Source organism: bacterium (assembly GCA_036504735.1).
Lineage (GTDB): Bacteria > Electryoneota > RPQS01 > RPQS01 > RPQS01 > DASXUQ01.
The window spans coordinates 340,230-357,446 of sequence record DASXUQ010000008.1 but is presented as its reverse complement, the minus strand read 5'-3'; the positions used below and the strand labels follow the sequence as shown (position 1 = coordinate 357,446).

At 57.3% G+C, this 17,217-nt stretch carries 17 protein-coding genes; 4 read left to right on the top strand and 13 right to left on the bottom strand.

The window, feature by feature from the left end; all coding sequences use genetic code 11:
• Positions 1–101 precede the first annotated feature (101 nt).
• Both VGL38_07540 and VGL38_07535 read right to left on the bottom strand, forming a co-directional pair.
• Entirely contained in the window at positions 102–1,742 is a 1,641-nt protein-coding gene (locus tag VGL38_07540) for a hypothetical protein (protein HEY3295275.1), read from the bottom strand.
• Between the two features lie 217 nt (positions 1,743–1,959).
• Complete coding sequence (locus VGL38_07535) at positions 1,960–2,961, bottom strand: zinc-dependent alcohol dehydrogenase family protein (GenBank protein ID HEY3295274.1); 1,002 nt, start codon at positions 2,959–2,961, stop codon at positions 1,960–1,962.
• Positions 2,962–3,091: 130 nt separating this feature from the next.
• On the opposite strand from VGL38_07535, the gene VGL38_07530 reads away from it, so the two are divergent.
• A complete protein-coding gene (locus tag VGL38_07530; protein HEY3295273.1) occupies positions 3,092–4,585 on the top strand; it encodes a mercuric reductase in 1,494 nt (497 codons plus the stop codon).
• Between the two features lie 163 nt (positions 4,586–4,748).
• Positions 4,749–5,156, top strand: a complete 408-nt coding sequence (locus VGL38_07525) for a hypothetical protein (protein HEY3295272.1) — start codon at positions 4,749–4,751, stop codon at positions 5,154–5,156.
• Between the two features lie 86 nt (positions 5,157–5,242).
• Here VGL38_07525 and VGL38_07520 read toward each other — a convergent pair whose 3' ends face one another.
• Positions 5,243–6,133: a hypothetical protein gene (locus VGL38_07520; protein ID HEY3295271.1), complete on the bottom strand. Its 891-nt coding sequence runs from the start codon at positions 6,131–6,133 to the stop codon at positions 5,243–5,245.
• A 705-nt stretch (positions 6,134–6,838) separates the two neighbouring features.
• On the opposite strand from VGL38_07520, the gene VGL38_07515 reads away from it, so the two are divergent.
• Together VGL38_07515 and VGL38_07510 are read left to right on the top strand one after the other, a co-directional pair.
• Complete coding sequence (locus tag VGL38_07515; protein ID HEY3295270.1) at positions 6,839–8,401, top strand: ATP-binding protein; 1,563 nt, start codon at positions 6,839–6,841, stop codon at positions 8,399–8,401.
• An 8-nt stretch (positions 8,402–8,409) separates the two neighbouring features.
• Positions 8,410–8,856 carry a response regulator gene (locus VGL38_07510; GenBank protein ID HEY3295269.1) on the top strand — a complete coding sequence of 149 codons (447 nt, stop codon included), beginning with the start codon at positions 8,410–8,412 and terminating at the stop codon, positions 8,854–8,856.
• 398 nt (positions 8,857–9,254) lie between these two features.
• Here VGL38_07510 and VGL38_07505 read toward each other — a convergent pair whose 3' ends face one another.
• From VGL38_07505 to VGL38_07460, 10 genes are all read right to left on the bottom strand, one after another.
• Positions 9,255–9,641, bottom strand: coding sequence for a hypothetical protein (locus VGL38_07505; GenBank protein ID HEY3295268.1), 387 nt, complete (start codon positions 9,639–9,641; stop codon positions 9,255–9,257).
• Positions 9,638–9,790, bottom strand: a complete 153-nt coding sequence (locus VGL38_07500; GenBank protein HEY3295267.1) for a hypothetical protein — start codon at positions 9,788–9,790, stop codon at positions 9,638–9,640. The genes VGL38_07505 and VGL38_07500 overlap by 4 nt, the downstream gene beginning before the upstream one ends.
• 176 nt (positions 9,791–9,966) lie before the next feature.
• On the bottom strand, positions 9,967–10,977 hold the full coding sequence (gene rfbB, locus VGL38_07495) for a dTDP-glucose 4,6-dehydratase (protein ID HEY3295266.1): 1,011 nt from the start codon (positions 10,975–10,977) through the stop codon (positions 9,967–9,969).
• Positions 10,978–11,003: 26 nt separating this feature from the next.
• Positions 11,004–12,089, bottom strand: coding sequence for a PDDEXK nuclease domain-containing protein (locus VGL38_07490; GenBank protein HEY3295265.1), 1,086 nt, complete (start codon positions 12,087–12,089; stop codon positions 11,004–11,006).
• 85 nt (positions 12,090–12,174) lie between these two features.
• Complete coding sequence (locus VGL38_07485) at positions 12,175–12,768, bottom strand: MjaI family restriction endonuclease (protein HEY3295264.1); 594 nt, start codon at positions 12,766–12,768, stop codon at positions 12,175–12,177.
• The gene (locus tag VGL38_07480) at positions 12,758–14,059 is read right to left on the bottom strand and encodes a DNA methyltransferase (protein HEY3295263.1); all 1,302 of its coding nucleotides are present in this window, start codon (positions 14,057–14,059) and stop codon (positions 12,758–12,760) included. The genes VGL38_07485 and VGL38_07480 overlap by 11 nt, the downstream gene beginning before the upstream one ends.
• Before the next feature lie 111 nt (positions 14,060–14,170).
• Positions 14,171–14,755 carry a hypothetical protein gene (locus VGL38_07475; protein HEY3295262.1) on the bottom strand — a complete coding sequence of 195 codons (585 nt, stop codon included), beginning with the start codon at positions 14,753–14,755 and terminating at the stop codon, positions 14,171–14,173.
• An 83-nt stretch (positions 14,756–14,838) separates the two neighbouring features.
• Complete coding sequence (locus VGL38_07470; GenBank protein ID HEY3295261.1) at positions 14,839–15,294, bottom strand: dTDP-4-dehydrorhamnose 3,5-epimerase family protein; 456 nt, start codon at positions 15,292–15,294, stop codon at positions 14,839–14,841.
• Positions 15,295–16,032: 738 nt separating this feature from the next.
• Entirely contained in the window at positions 16,033–16,383 is a 351-nt protein-coding gene (locus VGL38_07465; protein ID HEY3295260.1) for a hypothetical protein, read from the bottom strand.
• 28 nt (positions 16,384–16,411) lie between these two features.
• Positions 16,412–17,152 carry a hypothetical protein gene (locus VGL38_07460; protein ID HEY3295259.1) on the bottom strand — a complete coding sequence of 247 codons (741 nt, stop codon included), beginning with the start codon at positions 17,150–17,152 and terminating at the stop codon, positions 16,412–16,414.
• Positions 17,153–17,217 lie beyond the last annotated feature (65 nt).

Below are 17,217 nucleotides of genomic sequence, written 5' to 3'. Positions count from 1 at the left end.
CCTTCATCCTTCATCCTTCATCCTTCATCCTTCATCCTTCATCCTTCATCCTTCATCCTTCATCCTTCATCCTTCATCCTTCATCCTTCATCCTTCATCCTTCATCTTATCTCGGTGGCGGCAACGCCGGGAATATCCAGCGAGCCAAAGAAGTGATACGACACGCCAGCGGTAATCCGGTAAACCCGCTGGTACTCCGGATATTGCGAATAGGTGGCATTGCTCGTATAGGGAAGGGTGTCATCACTCGGCTGTCCCGCGCCCAGCCACGTGTGATGCCCCTGCAATTGCATCGCCGCGAGACTCAGACTCAGATGATCTTCAATGTAGTACGTCACTCCCAGCGACGTGTTGGTTTTCCAGTAGCCGTTCCAGCTACCCGCCCACATTTCGCCCTCGTGCCGGAAAAGCATATCTGCGCGCCATCGGTCGGTGACCATAAAGGCGGCATGGGCTTCGTTCTGCACCTGCATGTTGCGCCAGCCCGAATTGCCCTCCAAGGATGCACTTAGCATCGAGCTGAAAAGGTCTACCTGCCAGCGGGTGCCATACGGCCGATGATACTCGGCGCGCCCCCCGACCCGCAGCGTGTAATCCCCGCTCCAGTCATCGTAGCCGTCCTGATAGGAATAGTTCTGCCCCGGCATGCTCGATCCCTGCACCTCGTAATGCCTGTGATTCGAGGACTTGTATCCGTCGAGACTCGCGCTGGCCCGCACGATTGGACCGACGAAAAATCCGTTCTGGCGAAAGAAGCGGGAACGGCTTAAATCAAAGCGCTGCAACTCCTCGCCGGGGAAAAAGCGGCCCGACTCCGTATCGGCAAAGGCGGGTTCCAGATAACCTTCGGCAATCCGGTAGAGCGAATAAGCGTCCAGCGGCCGCGCTACGGCGCTGTCTGCTTGCAGAATGGACTGCACGTCGCGCCAGAAAAATTTGTCGGCGCGGTCATGCACCGTCCGGTAATAGCCGCCGGTATAAAATAGGTCCGTCAACTTCTGTCTCGTAACTCTCGAGAGCGCAGCACGCAGCGCCCCCGCACCGGCCAGCCGCTCCGCAAGCACATGTACATCATAGACAGCGGTGACGTCCCGCACCCGGCCAAAACCGAAACCAAAATCTAAGCTGGCATCGTAAACCGTCGTGCGGTACGTCGTCTCACCGCCGTCGATGCTGACTGAAGCCGAACGGGTTTCGTCCACGGAAAAGTGATTCCACTCGCCTGAGGACGATGCGCTGACCTCGAAGGCTCCGAACAGACCCCATGGCCCCATCGACGGATAGACGCGCATGTCCTCGCTCAACGCCAGATTCAGACCGACGGAGGATTGATCCGTCCGATGCCGGATGTCTCCGGAAGGGACTTCGTTGCGATAATAGTTGCCTCTTTTCTGACCCGTGGCATTCAGTTGAAGCGACAGACTCTCGCGTAAAGAATCGGAGTCGAGCAGCCAGAGACTTCTGCCCTGCACCGCGCCTTCAAGGTTGTTCAGACGATAGGAATGCGGGCCGTAGCTCATCCCGGTGTAAGAGATGTCCTGGTACCGCGTATTGAAGAACGTCCCCGACGCCGAGCCGGTCACAGTGTACAAGCGGTGCGGAGGAATGTGGAAATCGGAGAAGTCATCGGCAAGGAGGGCTGTGGCGGGTAAAAGCAAACAGAGCAGAGCCACATGGAGGGCAAAGCGCACGGGAGTCCTTTCAGGTGCGGAAAGCTGGAGCACGGTCAAATGGTGGGGCAAATCTAAAGCGTCTTGCTGATAATGGCAGGAAGTAAAGGCAGGGTTTAATAAAGCCATCGAAATCCGTGCATCTCTGCGGGCAAGACTCCTATCTTATCCAAAGTTACGCTATTCATCATCAAAAGGCAAGGGGTGAAAGGAAAAAAGCGAAAACAAGGAGCTACTGTTTCGTGGCTCCGTTTTCGCTTTTCGCCTTTTCCGCGTTTCGCTCTTCTTCCTACTTTCCCACTCTAATCACACCCGTGCCCTTAACTTTTCCACGGTCAAAGGCCAGCAGGTGATCGTTCAGATGGTCGAAATCGAACTCTTCCACTTCAGGCTTCAGATGGATCTCCGCCGCAATCTCCAGCAGTTCGCGCACATCCTCCCGCGTCGAATTGGCCACACTGCGGATCACGCGTTCTCCCCAGAGGATTTCATAGGGAAATTCCGGGATGTTGCTCATGTGAATCCCCGCCGAGGTCACAATCCCGCCACGGCGAATATGCTTGAGAGCCAGCGGGACCAGTTCACCGGCTGGAGCAAAAATGACCACACTGTCCAGTGGCACCGGCGGCGTGTCCTCCGGCCCTCCCGCCCACGCCGCTCCCAATTCCAGCGCGAACTCCTGCCCCTTCTCCCCACGGGTAATCACATAGCACTCCGCCCCGAGATGCCGGGCTACCTGAATCGTAATGTGCGCCGAAGAGCCGAAGCCATACAGACCCACTTTGCCATTCTCCGGCACCTGCGCGAGTTTCAAAGCCCGGTAGCCGATCACCCCCGAACACATCAGCGGCGCGGCATGCAACTCATCGAAATCCTCGGGTAACGGATACACAAAAGCCGCATGCGCCAGCATGTATTCCGCATAGCCGCCGTCGCAGTGCTGGCCGTTGAATTTGCCGTGATCACAGAGATTTTCCCGCTCATGGGCGCAGTACCAGCAGGTGCCGTCCGTCCACGCCAGCCACGGCGCGCCTACCCGCTGCCCCACCTTCAAACCATGAACTCCTGCGCCTAATTCATCCACTACGGCCACCACCTGATGCCCCGGCGTAATCGGCAGCTTGGGCAGCGGTATCTCCCCGGCCACAATGTGCAGATCCGTGCGGCAAATCCCACACACCAAAACTCTGAGCCGCACTTCTCCGTGACCCGGCTTGGGCACAGGCTTGTCTACCAGTCGTAGCGGCTTTTCCGCCACGGGCTTCGGTTCGGTCAACACCCAGGCACGCATGCGCTTCTCCTTGAGCATCCGATCATAGGGACAAGAATTCTCTTGCAGAACGAGCATTTTCTGTTATATTTGCAATCTATGAAACTTCCGCAACAACCGCAATCCCTCCCCTTTTGCCGCCTCTCCGCCGATGACACAGACTGACTCAGTTACTCCCCCAATAAAGGCCGAATCCGACTCCCGTGGCCGTCTGAATCCGAGGGAGCCTCGACCGCGCTATAATCTCGTGGTGATCGGCGGCGGACCGGCAGGCATGGCCTGTGCATCCGGTGCGGCATCCCTTGGCGCCCATGTGGCGTTGATCGAGAAGAATGCCCTCGGCGGCAATAGCCTGCATGCGGGCTCGGTGCCTTCCAAAGCCCTGATTCGCGCCGCGCGCAGCGCATCGGAAATGCGCCGCGGCGCACAGTTCGGCATTCAGCTTCAGGGTGGCTTCGACGTGGACTTCCCGGCAGTCATGCAGCGCGTGCAGACCGTTCAGGGGCGATTGAGCGCAGCGCGCAGTGTCGAGACCTTCCTCGACAAAGGCGTCGATGTTTTCACCGGTGAAGGCCGGTTTACGGACCGCTCCCACATTGCGGTGAACGGCCAGGTGCTGCACTTTGCCCGCGCCGTCATTGCCACCGGCGCGCGCCCTGCGCCGTCCGGCGTGCCGGGCCTCGAAGGCCTCAACGCGCTGACCTATGACACGCTGTTCTGCCTGCGGGAGCTGCCGCGCCGTCTCGCCGTGATCGGCGCCGGACCTTTAGGCTGTGAGATGGCACAGTGCTTTGCCCGGCTGGGCAGCAGCGTGATCGTCTATGAAAAGCAGCAACAATGCCTGCCTCTTGAAGACCGCGACGCGTCGGCGCTGGTTCAGCAGGCGCTCGAAGCCGACGGCGTAATTTTTCGCCTGGGGTGTGATGAAGTGCGGTCCGAGAACAGCCACGTCGAAGGCACGATCCATTCGGCCATGAATGGCCACTGGTTTGCCGATCCCTGCAGCCACGTGCTGGTCGCCACGGGCCGCGTCCCCAATACGGAGCATCTGAATCTCGATGCGGCCAGCATCCGCGCCGATGAGAGCGGGATCGTGGTCAATGGATTGCTGCGCACCACCAACCCGCACGTCTACGCCGCCGGAGACTGCTGCTCGCACTACAAGTTTACCCATGCTGCCGACGCTCTGGCGCGAATCGTTATCGCCAATGCGCTGTTCTTCGGCACGGACCGGGTCGCCAATCTGCTCGTGCCGTGGTGCACCTTCACCGATCCCCAATGCGCGCATGTTGGAGTACAGGAACTGGACGCCGCCAAAGACCATTTGCATACCATGACCATCCCCCTCGATGAGGCCGACCGTTCGATCATCGACGGCAATGACGGCGGGCTGTTCAAGATCCACTATGACATCCGCGGCGCGATTCGCGGCGCCACCATCGTGTCGGTGCGCGCCTGCGAACTGATGGGAGAACTGATTCTCGCCATGAACCATAATGTGCGCCTGTCGTCTCTTGCTTCGGATATCCACCCTTACCCCACCGAGTCCGAGATCATCAAACGCGCCGGCGACCTCTACCGCCGCTCCTTCATCACCCCCTCTATGGCCAAATTCTTAAGCAAACTTCTGGAGTGGAGAAGATAGCATAGCAGGAACGAAGTGCCTGTGCCAAGGTCTCTGACCCTCACGGCCCGGCAATTTCCGTTTTCCTGATTTCTGTTGTATATTGTGCGTGAGGGCTCGCGGACGGTTTGGGCAGTTTTGCGCATCCGGGCAAGTAGCGAAGGCGAAGCGGGAGTCATATCCTATGAGAACAGCATCCTGTGTAGTTCTGATCCTTCTGCTGGCGTCGATGATCGGCTGTAAGCATCCGACCCGCAGCAGTGACGGCCTGCCCTATCCCTTGTGGATTCTCGAACTTGAAGTCGTAGATGCAGCATCCGGGAATCCGGTGACGGGCTGCCCCGAGGCCACCTTCTCCGTCGAACCGGAGCACTCGGAATCGACCGTTGCCTGCCGCTCGGGGAGTAATGAGCTGCACACGTACGGCCATCTTTCAGGTATTGTCACCGTCCGCTATGTGGTCCATTGCACTGGCTATTTCGATACCGATCCGGTGCCGGTGGTCTTCGATGACGCCAACCTCGTGCAACTCCCTGACCGCGAAGGTCCCACTCAGATTATCCTTGAACGGGTGCAGATGGCCAAACGCTGACCGCCTGCCCATCCCCGAATAAGAGAAGAGGCCCCGAGCAATCGCGGCCTCTTCTCTTATCTTCCACTCTGATTTCAGCTTTTCGCTCAGTCTCCGCCGTCGTCTTCTTCGGCTTCCGGGGTAAATCCGCCGTAGGCTTCATCCTCGCGCTTCTTGGCAGCCAGCTTCTTCTTCAGACAGTTGAAGCAGAGCTGGTCGACGGACAACCAGGTGAACATGTTGCCGCATCCGGCACACTGCTTGGGATTCCGTTCCACACGCGGTTTCGGCTTGGGACGCACCGGTCCTGCAGGACGGGGGACTTCCACCAGTTCCGGGTCAAGCAACGCCAGCGGGAGATCCAGCGGATCCAGTTCGGACAGATCCTCCGGAATAACCGCATCTTCCTCGTCGATGTCGTCGGCCACCGGCACATCATCGGCCAGGAATTCATCGATGGGATCCAGCGGCTTCATCTTGGAAGCGCGTCCACCCTTCTCGCGCCCGGGCTTGTCCCCGCTCTCGGCTTTCGGCTTGCGTCCTCGCAGGCTCTTCGGCGTATCCTCGTCGTCACCGGACATCGGCTCGTCTGCCGGAGCTTTCAGCGCCGGCTTGATGGTCTTCTTCGGTGACGGCTCGGCCTCCGCCTTGGCCGCCTTGGTCTTGGGCGTGTGGTCCAGCTTTTCTTCCGGAGCCACGTCCTCTATTTTCTTCTTCGGTTTCTCCACATCCACCACTAATTTTTTCTTTAACGGAGGCGCGCTTTTGACAAGCTTGCTTTTGACGCTTACGTCCGGCTTCCTGACGGCAGGCTTCGGTGCGGGCATCGGCACCGTACGCACGGCTTTCGCCGCCGGTTTAGCCCGACCTGCCGCCGGGGCCACCGCTTTGGTGGCCTTCTTGGAAGGCGGAACAACTTTCTTCGCTGAAGATTTGCTCTCGGCAGTCTTTGCTGTCCGTTTCACGGCGCGCGAGTTTCGGGTCGCTGTCGGCGACATAAGGACTCCTTAGGTCCCGCCACTCCACCACTGGAGCATAGGACCCACTTTGCTTCGAGATAGGACTTTTTGAACCACAATACACCTGCGGCGAAGACCTCGCTCAGGCAGATCTTGGCCATAAGAGTATTGTAAACTATTATCTCTTAGCAATTTACCTGCATGGCCCCGGCGACCATTCCGTGCGCCGTCGGTTCCGGATGCAAGAAACTGTGTAGATTCCGATTGTCGTGCGCCGCGCTGATTGCCGAAGACGATTTCTTCATAATCAAAGCGGCCCTAATATAACCGCTTTGTTTGGCCCAAGTCAAGTAGAATCTTATATAAGATTGTCCCTGTACCCCACCGCCACGACCAGCGCGATGTCCTGCAGATTAATCGAATACAGGCTCTTGCACATAGAACGCGCCTTTCTTCCCAAACGTGCCGGTGAGTGGCGCGGCCCTGCTGCCGCTTTGCCTCTCCCGCTCAATCACACCGCCGTTCTTACCACCTATGCCCGTCGCAAGTTCCCGGACCCGCCTCGCACGCTTCATCCCTCATCCTTCCGCCTTCATCCTTTCTTCTGGCACTCTCCTTGCACCCGTTTGCAGGACACCCCGGACTTTACTCCCAAGAGTACGCTTGTCGGCAGCTCACAACAGTTTACCCACACCCGGTATGCCCTTGGTCCCCGCCAACAACGGTGGTGACGGACCCTGCCGCGTGCTTTTACTATCAGCCGAAACTCCGTGGTGCTCGGACTTCAAGTCCGTCGCCAAGCGGATGGGCTTCCGTGTGCGGCGGCTGGACAACGGCGTGGATGCCCTCGTGCACTTTCAGGATTTCGATCCCCATATCTTCCTCGTGGCTCAGTATCGCGGGGATGACCTGTCGCTGGTGGACGTCTGCGACGCCGTGCGCGTGCCGCGCCTGCTGCGGCCCCTGGCCCTGGTGGTCACCACGCAGGTAACGGTCCCGGCGGGGGAAGATCTGGCCGACCTTGGCGTGGATGAGATTTTCGACGCGTCGGTTCCGCCCGACCATTACGCCACCTCGCTGATTCAGCATTACCGTGTTGCCACCTCGCAACGCCGCGTACTGGACCGCGAGAAGGATATTCTCGACAGTCTTCCCGACGCGCTGATGGTCGTGGACAGCGGCATTACGTTGTGGAAGGTTAACCGCGCCTTTGCCACGCTGTTCGGCCTCGATTCCGCCGAGCATCTGCGGCGCCGGCTGGGTCAGCCGCTGCTCAGTGCGCTGCGCTCGTGCATGAACGGCTGGGTACGGGACAGTTTCGGCGCTTCGTTGGCGGCGGCCCTGGCATCGGCCCTGCGTGACGGCAAGCCGCGCTTCGAATGCCATGAAGTCATCGGCAAGAGCGAACGCTTTCTGACAGGAGAAATCACCGGCCTTGAGGGCAAGGATGATCACAAGCTGATTGCCCTGCGCGATGTAACCGATCAGGAGCAGGCCTTGCTCCGCGAAGCGCGCCGGGAGCGGCTCGCCACCATCGGCAACCTGTCGGTGGGTGTCGCCCATGAGATCCAGAACCCCAATACCTTCAGCCGTGTCAATGCGGCCAACTTGAAGGCCCTGTTCGACGCGCTGCGACCGATTCTCGATGATCTGGCCGCGCGCGAACCGCAAAAAAAAATCGGCACCCTGTCGCTGCCCGTCGCCCTGCAGAAGATCGACAGCGCCATCGCCGGTATCGACATGGCCAGCCACCGCATCGCCACCGTGCTGGACACGCTGAAGACCTTCAGCAAGAACGACGATGATACCGTGGGCGATGAAGACCTCACCGAAGCCGTGTCCGAGGCGGTGCTGCTCACCACGCCGGCTCTGCGCGGGCAGATTCAGCTTGATGTGGATCTGCCGCCGGACCTGCCGCGCGTGCGGGCATCCAAGTCCGAACTCTCGCAAGTCTTCGTCAACCTGATCGAGAATGCCTGTCACGCCTTCGACGGCGACGGTAAACAGGCGCGCGGCGACGGCCCGGCCTGTATTCGCATTCTGCTCGAACACACCGATGAGGACTGCGTCGTCATCGCCGTAACGGACAATGGCCCCGGAATTGATGCCGCCTTGCAGAAGCAGATCTTCCGTCCCTACTTTACCACGCGGGCGCAGGGAGAAGGCACGGGGCTGGGGCTGTCCATCTCCTCGGATATCATGCACCGTTTCGGCGGGGATCTTACGGTGCGCAGCCGCAAGGGAGAAGGCGCGGCCTTTCTGGTAAGCTTGAAAAAATCGATCATAGAAGATAAAACCGCTCTGTGAGGTAAGTCATGGCTTTCCGAATTCTGATTGTAGACGACGAGGACCATATCCTGCAGGCGCTGGAGACCTTCTTCAGCCTGCGCGGCTTTGAGGTCACCACCTGCACCGATCCCGCCGCCGCGCTCGAGCATGTGCGGCAGGAGCGCTATCACGTAGCCCTGCTCGACATCAACATGCCGCAGATGACCGGCATCGAACTGCTGAAGCGCATCAAGGAAACCCGCCCCACCGTGCAGGTGATCATGATGACCGCGTACACCACCATCGAGAAGGCCATCGAGTGCGTGGAGCACGGCGCGAGCGATTATATGCTTAAGCCCTTCCACAATCTGGAGGAACTGGCCGAAATCGTCAAGTCCTCCGGTGAACGCGTCCGCCGCTGGGAAGTCGTCGCCCGCGAAAGCCTCCGCAATCCCCGCGACGTCACCGCCCACCGCCTCAGCCCCGGAGCCTGATGCTGAAGCATCTGAAACTCTGAAAGAATTCAGATCATAACTGAGGGCGGGCTCCTGCCCGCCCTCGGGAAAATCGCATTCCCTGATTAGGCGGCGGGTTCCATCCCGCCGCTTCTGTTGCCCATCCTGAAAGAAAAAGGAAACACGCATCACATATTCCCTTCATCCTTTGCCCATCCTAAAAGAAAAAGGAAACACGCATCACATGTTCCCTTCATCCTTTGCCCATCCTGAAAGAAGAAGGAAACATGCATCACATGTTCCCTTCATCCTTTGCCCATCCTGAAAGAAGAAGGAAACACGCATCACATGTTCCCTTCATCCTTTACCCATCCTGAAAGAAAAAGGAAACACGCATCACATGTTCCCTTCATCCTTCATCCTTCCGCCTTCATCCTTCATTCAGAGCTGTACCCCAGCATCTCATTATACCGGGCCAGGGTCTCGCCATTCTCTTCGTTGACAATGGTGACGTTGGGCGTGGCGTTGGCGCGGTCGCCTTTCTGCGCGCAGTACCAGGCCAGCATCCGTGCCGAGGAGTGCTTGGCATTGTCCGGCAGCTTCGCCCAGATCTCCGGATTCACCCGCGCCTCCTCGATATCCAGATCCACCCGCTGCAAAAACTTGGTGTGGACCGAAATCACCAGAAAGCTGTCAAGCTGCGCGCTCGTGTAGCCCGGCTGCAATTTCTTGCTGACATTCGAACAGGAGACAAGCGCGCCCGTCAGCAGCAGGGATATGCAGAACAACGTCGCAAAACGAAAGCGGAACAAGTGTTTGATCATAGAGTATCTACCAGTCGCGCACGCACGCTGAACACATTCAGCGTGCGGGTTTGCGTGGACGTGAAATCCACTGTGGGAAAGACGGCGTTGAAGGTGTGATGCTGCACCCCGATATCAAAGGAGAAATCCTGCGTGTGACGCAACCGCACGCTCTATCCAGCAGCAGACCGCAGAATAACGTCCGCATCCTGGCGTCCTCCAAAGTTGCTTCTCCATGCAACAGCTCGATCACACAACGAGTCCGAGGGACCGCGCGGTATTCCCCGCGCTGTCCCCCCGCCGCAGGCGGCCCCGTGATCCAACGCACCGCGTTGGGGTGCAGGGGTTACCCCTGCTGCCCATACTGCTTTTCTATCCAGGCTTTGTACTCCGCCTGCTTCTGCTTGATGGCCTGCCACCATTTTTCGTTGGCCACATACCACTCGACCGTCTTCTTCAAACCCGCCTGGAAATCGTGCTTGGGCTTCCAGCCGAGCTTGTGGATCTTCGCGGTGTCCACCGCATAGCGGCGGTCGTGGCCGGGGCGGTCTTTCACATAGGTAATCAGCTCTTCGCCCTTGCCCAGCAGTTTCATGATGCCCTTGGTCACATCCATGTTGTACTGCTCATTGCCCGCGCCCACGTTGTAGATTTCACCCGGCACGCCCTTGGTCAGCACCAGGTCCAGCGCTTCCGCTTGATCTTCCACATACAACCAGTCCCGCACCTGCTTGCCGTCGCCGTATACCGGCACCGGCTTGTTCTCGATCAGGTTGGTCGTGAACAACGGAATCAGTTTCTCCGGATACTGGAACGGCCCGAAGTTATTCGAGGAGCGCGTGATCAGCACCGGCAAATCATAAGTGACAAAATAGGACCGCGCCAACAGTTCGCCGCCCGCCTTGGAAGAGCTGTACGGCGAGGACGGACACAGCGGGTCGATCTCTCTGAACTCGCCGATGTCAATCGAGCCGTACACCTCATCGGTGGAGATGTGCAGAAAGCGGTTTACCTTCTGCTTGCGGGCCTCTTCGCAGAGCACAAACACGCCGCGCACGTCGGTTTCCACAAAGGCGCCGCCTTCATGAATCGAGCGGTCCACGTGGGTTTCCGCGGCAAAGTTGACCACTGCATCGCAGCCTTCCATCGCCCGCGCCACATCCGCCCCATTGCAGATGTTGCCGTGGATAAAACTGTAGCGCGGATCCTTCTCTACGTCCCGCAGATTTTCCAGGTTGCCCGCATACGTCAGCGCGTCCAGATTCACGATCTGGAGCTTGGGATACTTGGCGAGCATGAAGTGAATGAAATTGGAGCCGATAAACCCGGCCCCTCCGGTGACTAATAAACGGTTCATGTTCTTTAGGTGTGAATGGAGGTTGCTTATGATTTGGTCTCGCCGGAGAGTTCGGCTTGGAGTTCTTCAACTGTGGGTAAATTGTCCTGCAGCGTGGCGGGCAGGCTCTGCGTAAACCGGTAGGCCGCCACGCCCATCGGTCTGCTGGAATCGCGCAGGCTGTACTCGACAATCACCCGGCTGCGATCCTTGCACAGAATCAGGCCGACGGTCGGATGATCCGTCTCGTGCCGCAGAAGATCATCCACTGCGGACAGATAGAAATTCATCTTGCCCGTGTATTCGGGCTTGAACTTTCCAACCTTGAGTTCGATCACCACAAAGCAGCGGAGCCGAAGATGGTAGAACAGCAGATCAAGGTGGTAATCCTCACCATCCACTTCGAGATGGTATTCGCTGCCCACGAAAGAAAAGCCGACGCCCAGTTCCAGCAGGAATTCACGCAAGTGTGCCAGCAAACCGCGATGCAGATCACGCTCTTTGACATCTTCGCCCAAGCTCAGAAAGTCGAAGTTGTAGGGATCTTTGAGAATCTGCTGTGCCAGTTCGGATTGCGGCGACGGCAGAGTGTGTTCGAAATTCGTTAGTGTTTTGCCTTTGCGATGATAGAGGCCGCTTTCGATCTGATGCACAAGCACATTGCGACTCCAACCATGCTCAATCGTTTCACGGATGTACCATTCGCGCTCGGCGGAATCATGCACAAGGTCCAGTACGAAAACGTTATGCCCCCAAGGAATTTGTGCAACAACTTGTTGCACAAATTCGAGATCGCGATACGCAAAAGCTATTTTCTGCATATACTTGATATTACGGACAGAGAACCCTTTCATCTCAGGGAACGTAAGTTGCAAATCATGGGACAGTCGGTCTATCACCTTTGCGCCCCATCCTTCACGCTCCTGATGATTGATAATCTGCCTTCCCACATTCCAGTACAACAGCACCAGTTCGCGGTTAACAGACAACGCCGCGCGCACCTGCGCTGACCGGATTTCCGCCTTCAGTTCGGTCACGAACTCCGCGTAGCCCTGAGGCAGCGTCGGCAATTGCGCAGCAGGCTGCTGCACTGGCTTCGGCACCTCAACTTTAACCTTCGCCCCGGCCTTCATTCGTCACCTCCCGCCACTTGAGACCTGCCGCAAACCCCGTCATCCTATCCGAAAAACCTAGCCCCTCCGGTGACAAGTAAACGGTTCATGGTTTAAGGTCTTTTTCGTTGAACTCCACACGGAGATCGTTATCAATTTTCTCGTAATATATCAGGCAGCCTTGCAAAGACTCTGCAAGTTGACTTTTCACTTTGTACGTGACGGGCTTAATGGAGACGGGGACTCCATTAATAAAGCCGTCTATACCGCGCGCTTCCTCGGAAGGCTCAGACAGGCGATAACCTCCATCAACAGAGCGGGACACTTCCGCGAGAATCGCCTCCTGAAATCTCAGCCCAACGAAAGTCTTTACGATAACCAGATCCCGGAGCCAGTCATCAATCATCTGATCATCTATTGCCAAGATGGCTGCCTGCAACTTAGTCACCATCGCCTTGATACGATCCTTGGCTACCGTCAACCGGTCCGCGTAGCGGCCAAGGTACCATGCCTCCCATTCCTGCAGAGTCTTGCCGTCGAATTCCTGAATGAGTTCGCTCATTTGGCCCACGACTCGTGGCCGGGTACCTTGAGCATTTTGATTTGCAAGGTTTAGCAGTTGACTGGTGTACGGGGGAAGTTGCAATGGATCGGCATCCAACAATGCTCGAATCCGATCCGACGAAAGCTTAATCTGCACGAATTGCGCGTCCTTTCTCAATGTACTGTTTCAGAGCCTCGCGCTTCGAAAACTCTAAAGAGGTATCCAATTTCGCCAATCCCTGTTTCAACAGATGCCCGTTAACAAAAGTCTTGTTGGGCAGATACACATAAGCCAACAGTCGCCCCTCGCCATCATACTTGTCCTTATCGAATTTGAGAGACACGCGCTGACCCTGGAACAACGTCCGCAAGAACTCGACCGCGTCATCTTTGCGCGCCGCGAACGGTGACACACCGAGCAGCCGCACCACTTGCCCGCCTTCAATCTCGATTTGATTCGCAGAAATGATCCGCGCCACGCGAAAATCCTGTCGGCCGTTGGTCTCCTTCCCCGTAATCTTACTCCCGAACAGCAGTTGCCTCGGATCCGTCTTCCTCGCAATTTTGACTTTGTCTTCAAACAGATAGGGAAGGCGCAAATGCAGCGAGCGGATGTCTTCGGTGGTTAGCGATGGTTCATGAGTTGTGCTCGCCGCGCAATTCGAAACCAAACTCTTCTCGCCCTCCAACCGCTGCGCTGCCAGTGCGGCAAATTCCGGATTGATTTCGTACCCCATTGAGCTGCGGTTCAATCGCGCTGCCGCAATATTGGTCGTGCCGCTTCCGGTGAAAGGATCCAGCACGGTCTCACCGGGAAAGGAAAACATGCGAATCAAACGATGCGGCAGTTCCACGGGAAAGCGCGCAATATGTCCCTCTTGCCGCTCGCCGGGAAAATTCCAGTGCCCGGCAAAGTAGGTGTTCCACTCTTCTGTGGTCATCTTCGCCTCGTCCCGCACACGCGGATCCGGACGCGGAGCCTCGCCGAGCTTCTTGAAAATGAGAATGAATTCGTAATCTAATTTCAGAATGCCGTTGCGCGGATACGGAAAGGATCCCATGATGGTCGCGCCGCCGGTGGTGTTCGTCGTTGTGACTTTCTGCCAGATCACAGCCCCCATGTAATCCAAGCCAATAGTCTCACAGAAGCGGATGATCTCCGTGCGAATGGGAATCACCTTGTAGCGGCCATAATACACCGACCGCGCGAACTGGTCACCGATGTTAATACACAACCGGCAGCCCGGACTCAGTACACGTTCACACTCCTGCCAGACAAGATTCAGGTTGTTGATGTAGGCCTCATAGCTGTCGTCGAACCCGATCTGCCCGTCCGCGCCGTAGTCCTTGAGCTGCCAGTACGGCGGAGACGTGATGACAAGCTGCACGGATGCGTCCGCCACGGCCGACATACGCCGCGAATCTCCGACAACAATACGATGATGCATCTTCATCTTCTCACTTCCAATTTCGATACAAATGTCCTCCTCGTGCATTTGGGCTGCGCGCAGCGCTGTCCCCCGATCACGCCTCAGCGTGATCGGCCCCGGGTGCAGGGGTCACCCCTGCTCCAATTCCGGAAACAATTTCTTCCATTGCGCGCCGCGCCGCCGCCACAAAAGATGCGCCCGCTCGCCGGGACCGACTAAATACACGGCGTCGATCGGCTGGTGCAGCAGATGGCCGAGGACGCTCTTCACCACCTGCGACAGGTGCTCAAGATCCGTGTGGGAGAAGAACTTCATCGTCGAGGGATGCGCCAGCGTGATCAGCAGCGCCAGCGGCAACTGCATCTTGCGGTTGCCGTACTTCTTGATCTTGCGTTTGAGCGCCTCGATCACCCGCTTTTCAAGCTGCCGCTGCACCGGCATCTCCGCCTCGTCATCCGCCGCGCTGGAGCTGTGCTTCTTCACCACATCCTCAGGCCGCAGTGGAGACGTGATCTCGAACCCGACCCGGTCATGCGCCCGCAGCGCGATCACATCCGGCCAGAGATCGCCCACATCATGATTGAGCACATGATAATAGGCCGGGCCAAAGATCACCTCCACGGCGCTGGAAAACCATTCCCAGGTGCGCCGCTCAATGTCATTGTTGGACAGGCCGCCGTTATTCGGCGATGGATAAGGGTCAGGGTCTGACATGGCTGAAAATCAGAAATCAGAAATGAAAAACCAAAAAGAAACCTCCGCGGATCTCCGCTTTTTTGTTTTTCATTTTTAGTTTTTCATTTGTAAACAATGTCCCAATTGTACGGAATCTTCGGATCGTCGTAGGCGGCGCGGTGCTCGTCGGGATTCTTGTAATCGTAGAGCTGGTCGGGGCAGTTGACCACCACCGATTCGCCTTCGGACACGCACTTCCAGCCGTGATAGACGCCCTTGGGAATGCGGATCAGCATCGGGTTGTGCTCGCCCACAAAAAACTCGTTGACTTCGCCCTTGGTGGGCGAGTCGTCGCGCGCGTCGTACAGCACCACCTTGACCATGCCCTTCACGCAGGTCATCTGGTCGTTCTGGTTTTTGTGGAAATGCCAGGCCTTGACCACACCCGGATAGTTGGTGGTCATATACACCTGTGCGATGGGCAGATAATGCGGATCATCCGTGCGGAGGATCTCGAGCAGCCGCCCCCGTTCATCGGGAATCAGCCGCAACTTGTGCGTGATGACGTCGTGGATCATTAAAGTTCCAGGTTACTCTTGCTGAAATTGAACTCCATAAACATATTTCGGAACTAGTGGTGCCTCGGTCTACTCCGAGTGTGAGGCCGCACGTACGTGCCGTCTTTCCGATAATATCCTCTTACGTGCACCGATCCTCCACCGGAATACGACCCAGAGCCAATATGGGAAGATTGACTGCTTGAAGGTGTTGTAACTGAGGTCGGAACTCTTACCCATTTAGGATTAGCGATTAGCCTGTTTGATCGGTAGTAGGCCAGCCAATCGGTAACTTGTGTCTTGGAATATCCCTTCGATTCGAGCTGCACAAAAGCAGCGCTGTCATGAGCAACCTCAGAGTAGAGCTGTACTGCAAAGCTATCGCTGGAGGCAAGGTTGAAGTATCTGTCATTCGCATAACGCCGCAATGCGTCATCGGTAATTTGGCCATACTGCCCATCCAACTGCTCAGGAGCGTGTAAATAGCCTTGAGTCAACAGATGACTTTGCACCAACAAAATTCCACCATCAGCAGCGGACGCTTGGACGTCAGCAAAACATACGACTGCAAGCAGCAGCAGGGCAGCAAAAAACGAATGCAGCAACCTCATTATTCACCTCCCAAGTTATGATCTGGTGGCTATGCTATCAACAGGACAATCCTTGATTATAGAAATCTCTGTGCGAAATCGCATATGGCCTAACCTCGCCGCGCGGGGTGTCCTTACCCCGCGCGCCATTGGGAATCGCGTCTGACGCTCACCTGAGTTCCACTGGCTTCCTCCCCCTCTTCTTCCTCTCCTGCCCGTACCCAATTCCCAGCCCCGCAATCAGGAACACGCTCGATGCAATCAGCGCCGGCAGAAAGTGGATGAACTGCTCCGTGCCCTGAAAGAAGGGAATCACCCAAATCGGAATCAGGCCGCAGATCCCGCCAACCACCAGCGCGGCATTCGAACGGCCACCCGCCGCCATCCGCAGCCCGGCCAGCAATGTGTACACCGACACCACCAACCCGGCCACCATCACGCCCGCCTTCGCTTCCAAAATGAAGCCGAAGGCCACCACGCTGAGGCCCAGAAACAGGGAGATGATGGCAAAAAGAATCATAAACCCCGCTCGTCTTCCTTTCAGGATTTCAGCGTTTCAGCATTTGGGCAAGTTCCTGCTCCGCCTGCTTCTGCGCCGCGGTTCCGGAGTAGTGCGGATTGGCAATAAAAGCCTCCAGCGCCACAATTTTCTGCGGCTTCGTGCCCGAGGTCAGAATCTCCTGAAGCTTCTTGAGCGCCGCCTGCTCCACGGTGCTCTGAACCGAACCGATCACCGTATCTCTGCGCCCCGGCTGCACAGGCGGCGGTGAGGATTTCTCCGGCGTCGTCCGCTGCGGAACCCTCCCCGGGGTTGCCTTTTCCGGCGGAGTAGCCGCCGCTTCCGGCGGGCTGCTCACCTCTTCCTGCGGAACGTAAATCTGCGCAACGCCCGCACGGTCGGTCTGAACCGTAATCTTCACGTCCTGCCAGACTTTTCCGTTCCTCATGCGTTGCAGGGCAAGGGGCCACTTATCCCGTCCCAATCTCTGGCCCACCGCAAACACCACCGAATCATTATCGGGAACCCGCCGCGCCCCTTCAATCCGCGAACTCCTCACCACCGGCGCATCCGCATCCTTGGTCCCGGGCCAGTAAAAGTCCAGTGTCAACCGTCCTGTGGCCCGGTCATCCTCCAGGGTGTTCCACTGCAAAGCCGCTGTTTCCGTTTGATGCGGCCACAGCTTTGCCACATTGTCTCTGATGGATTGAATACTCGAAAGAACCGCCGCCACGGTCACAATGCTGCCCACGGCGACATTCTTTGCTGATAACACTTTCTTTACGTCCATAACTACTCCCCGCGCACAGCGACCTGCATAACATATATAGGATCAGTAAATAGCGCCCGTCAGGT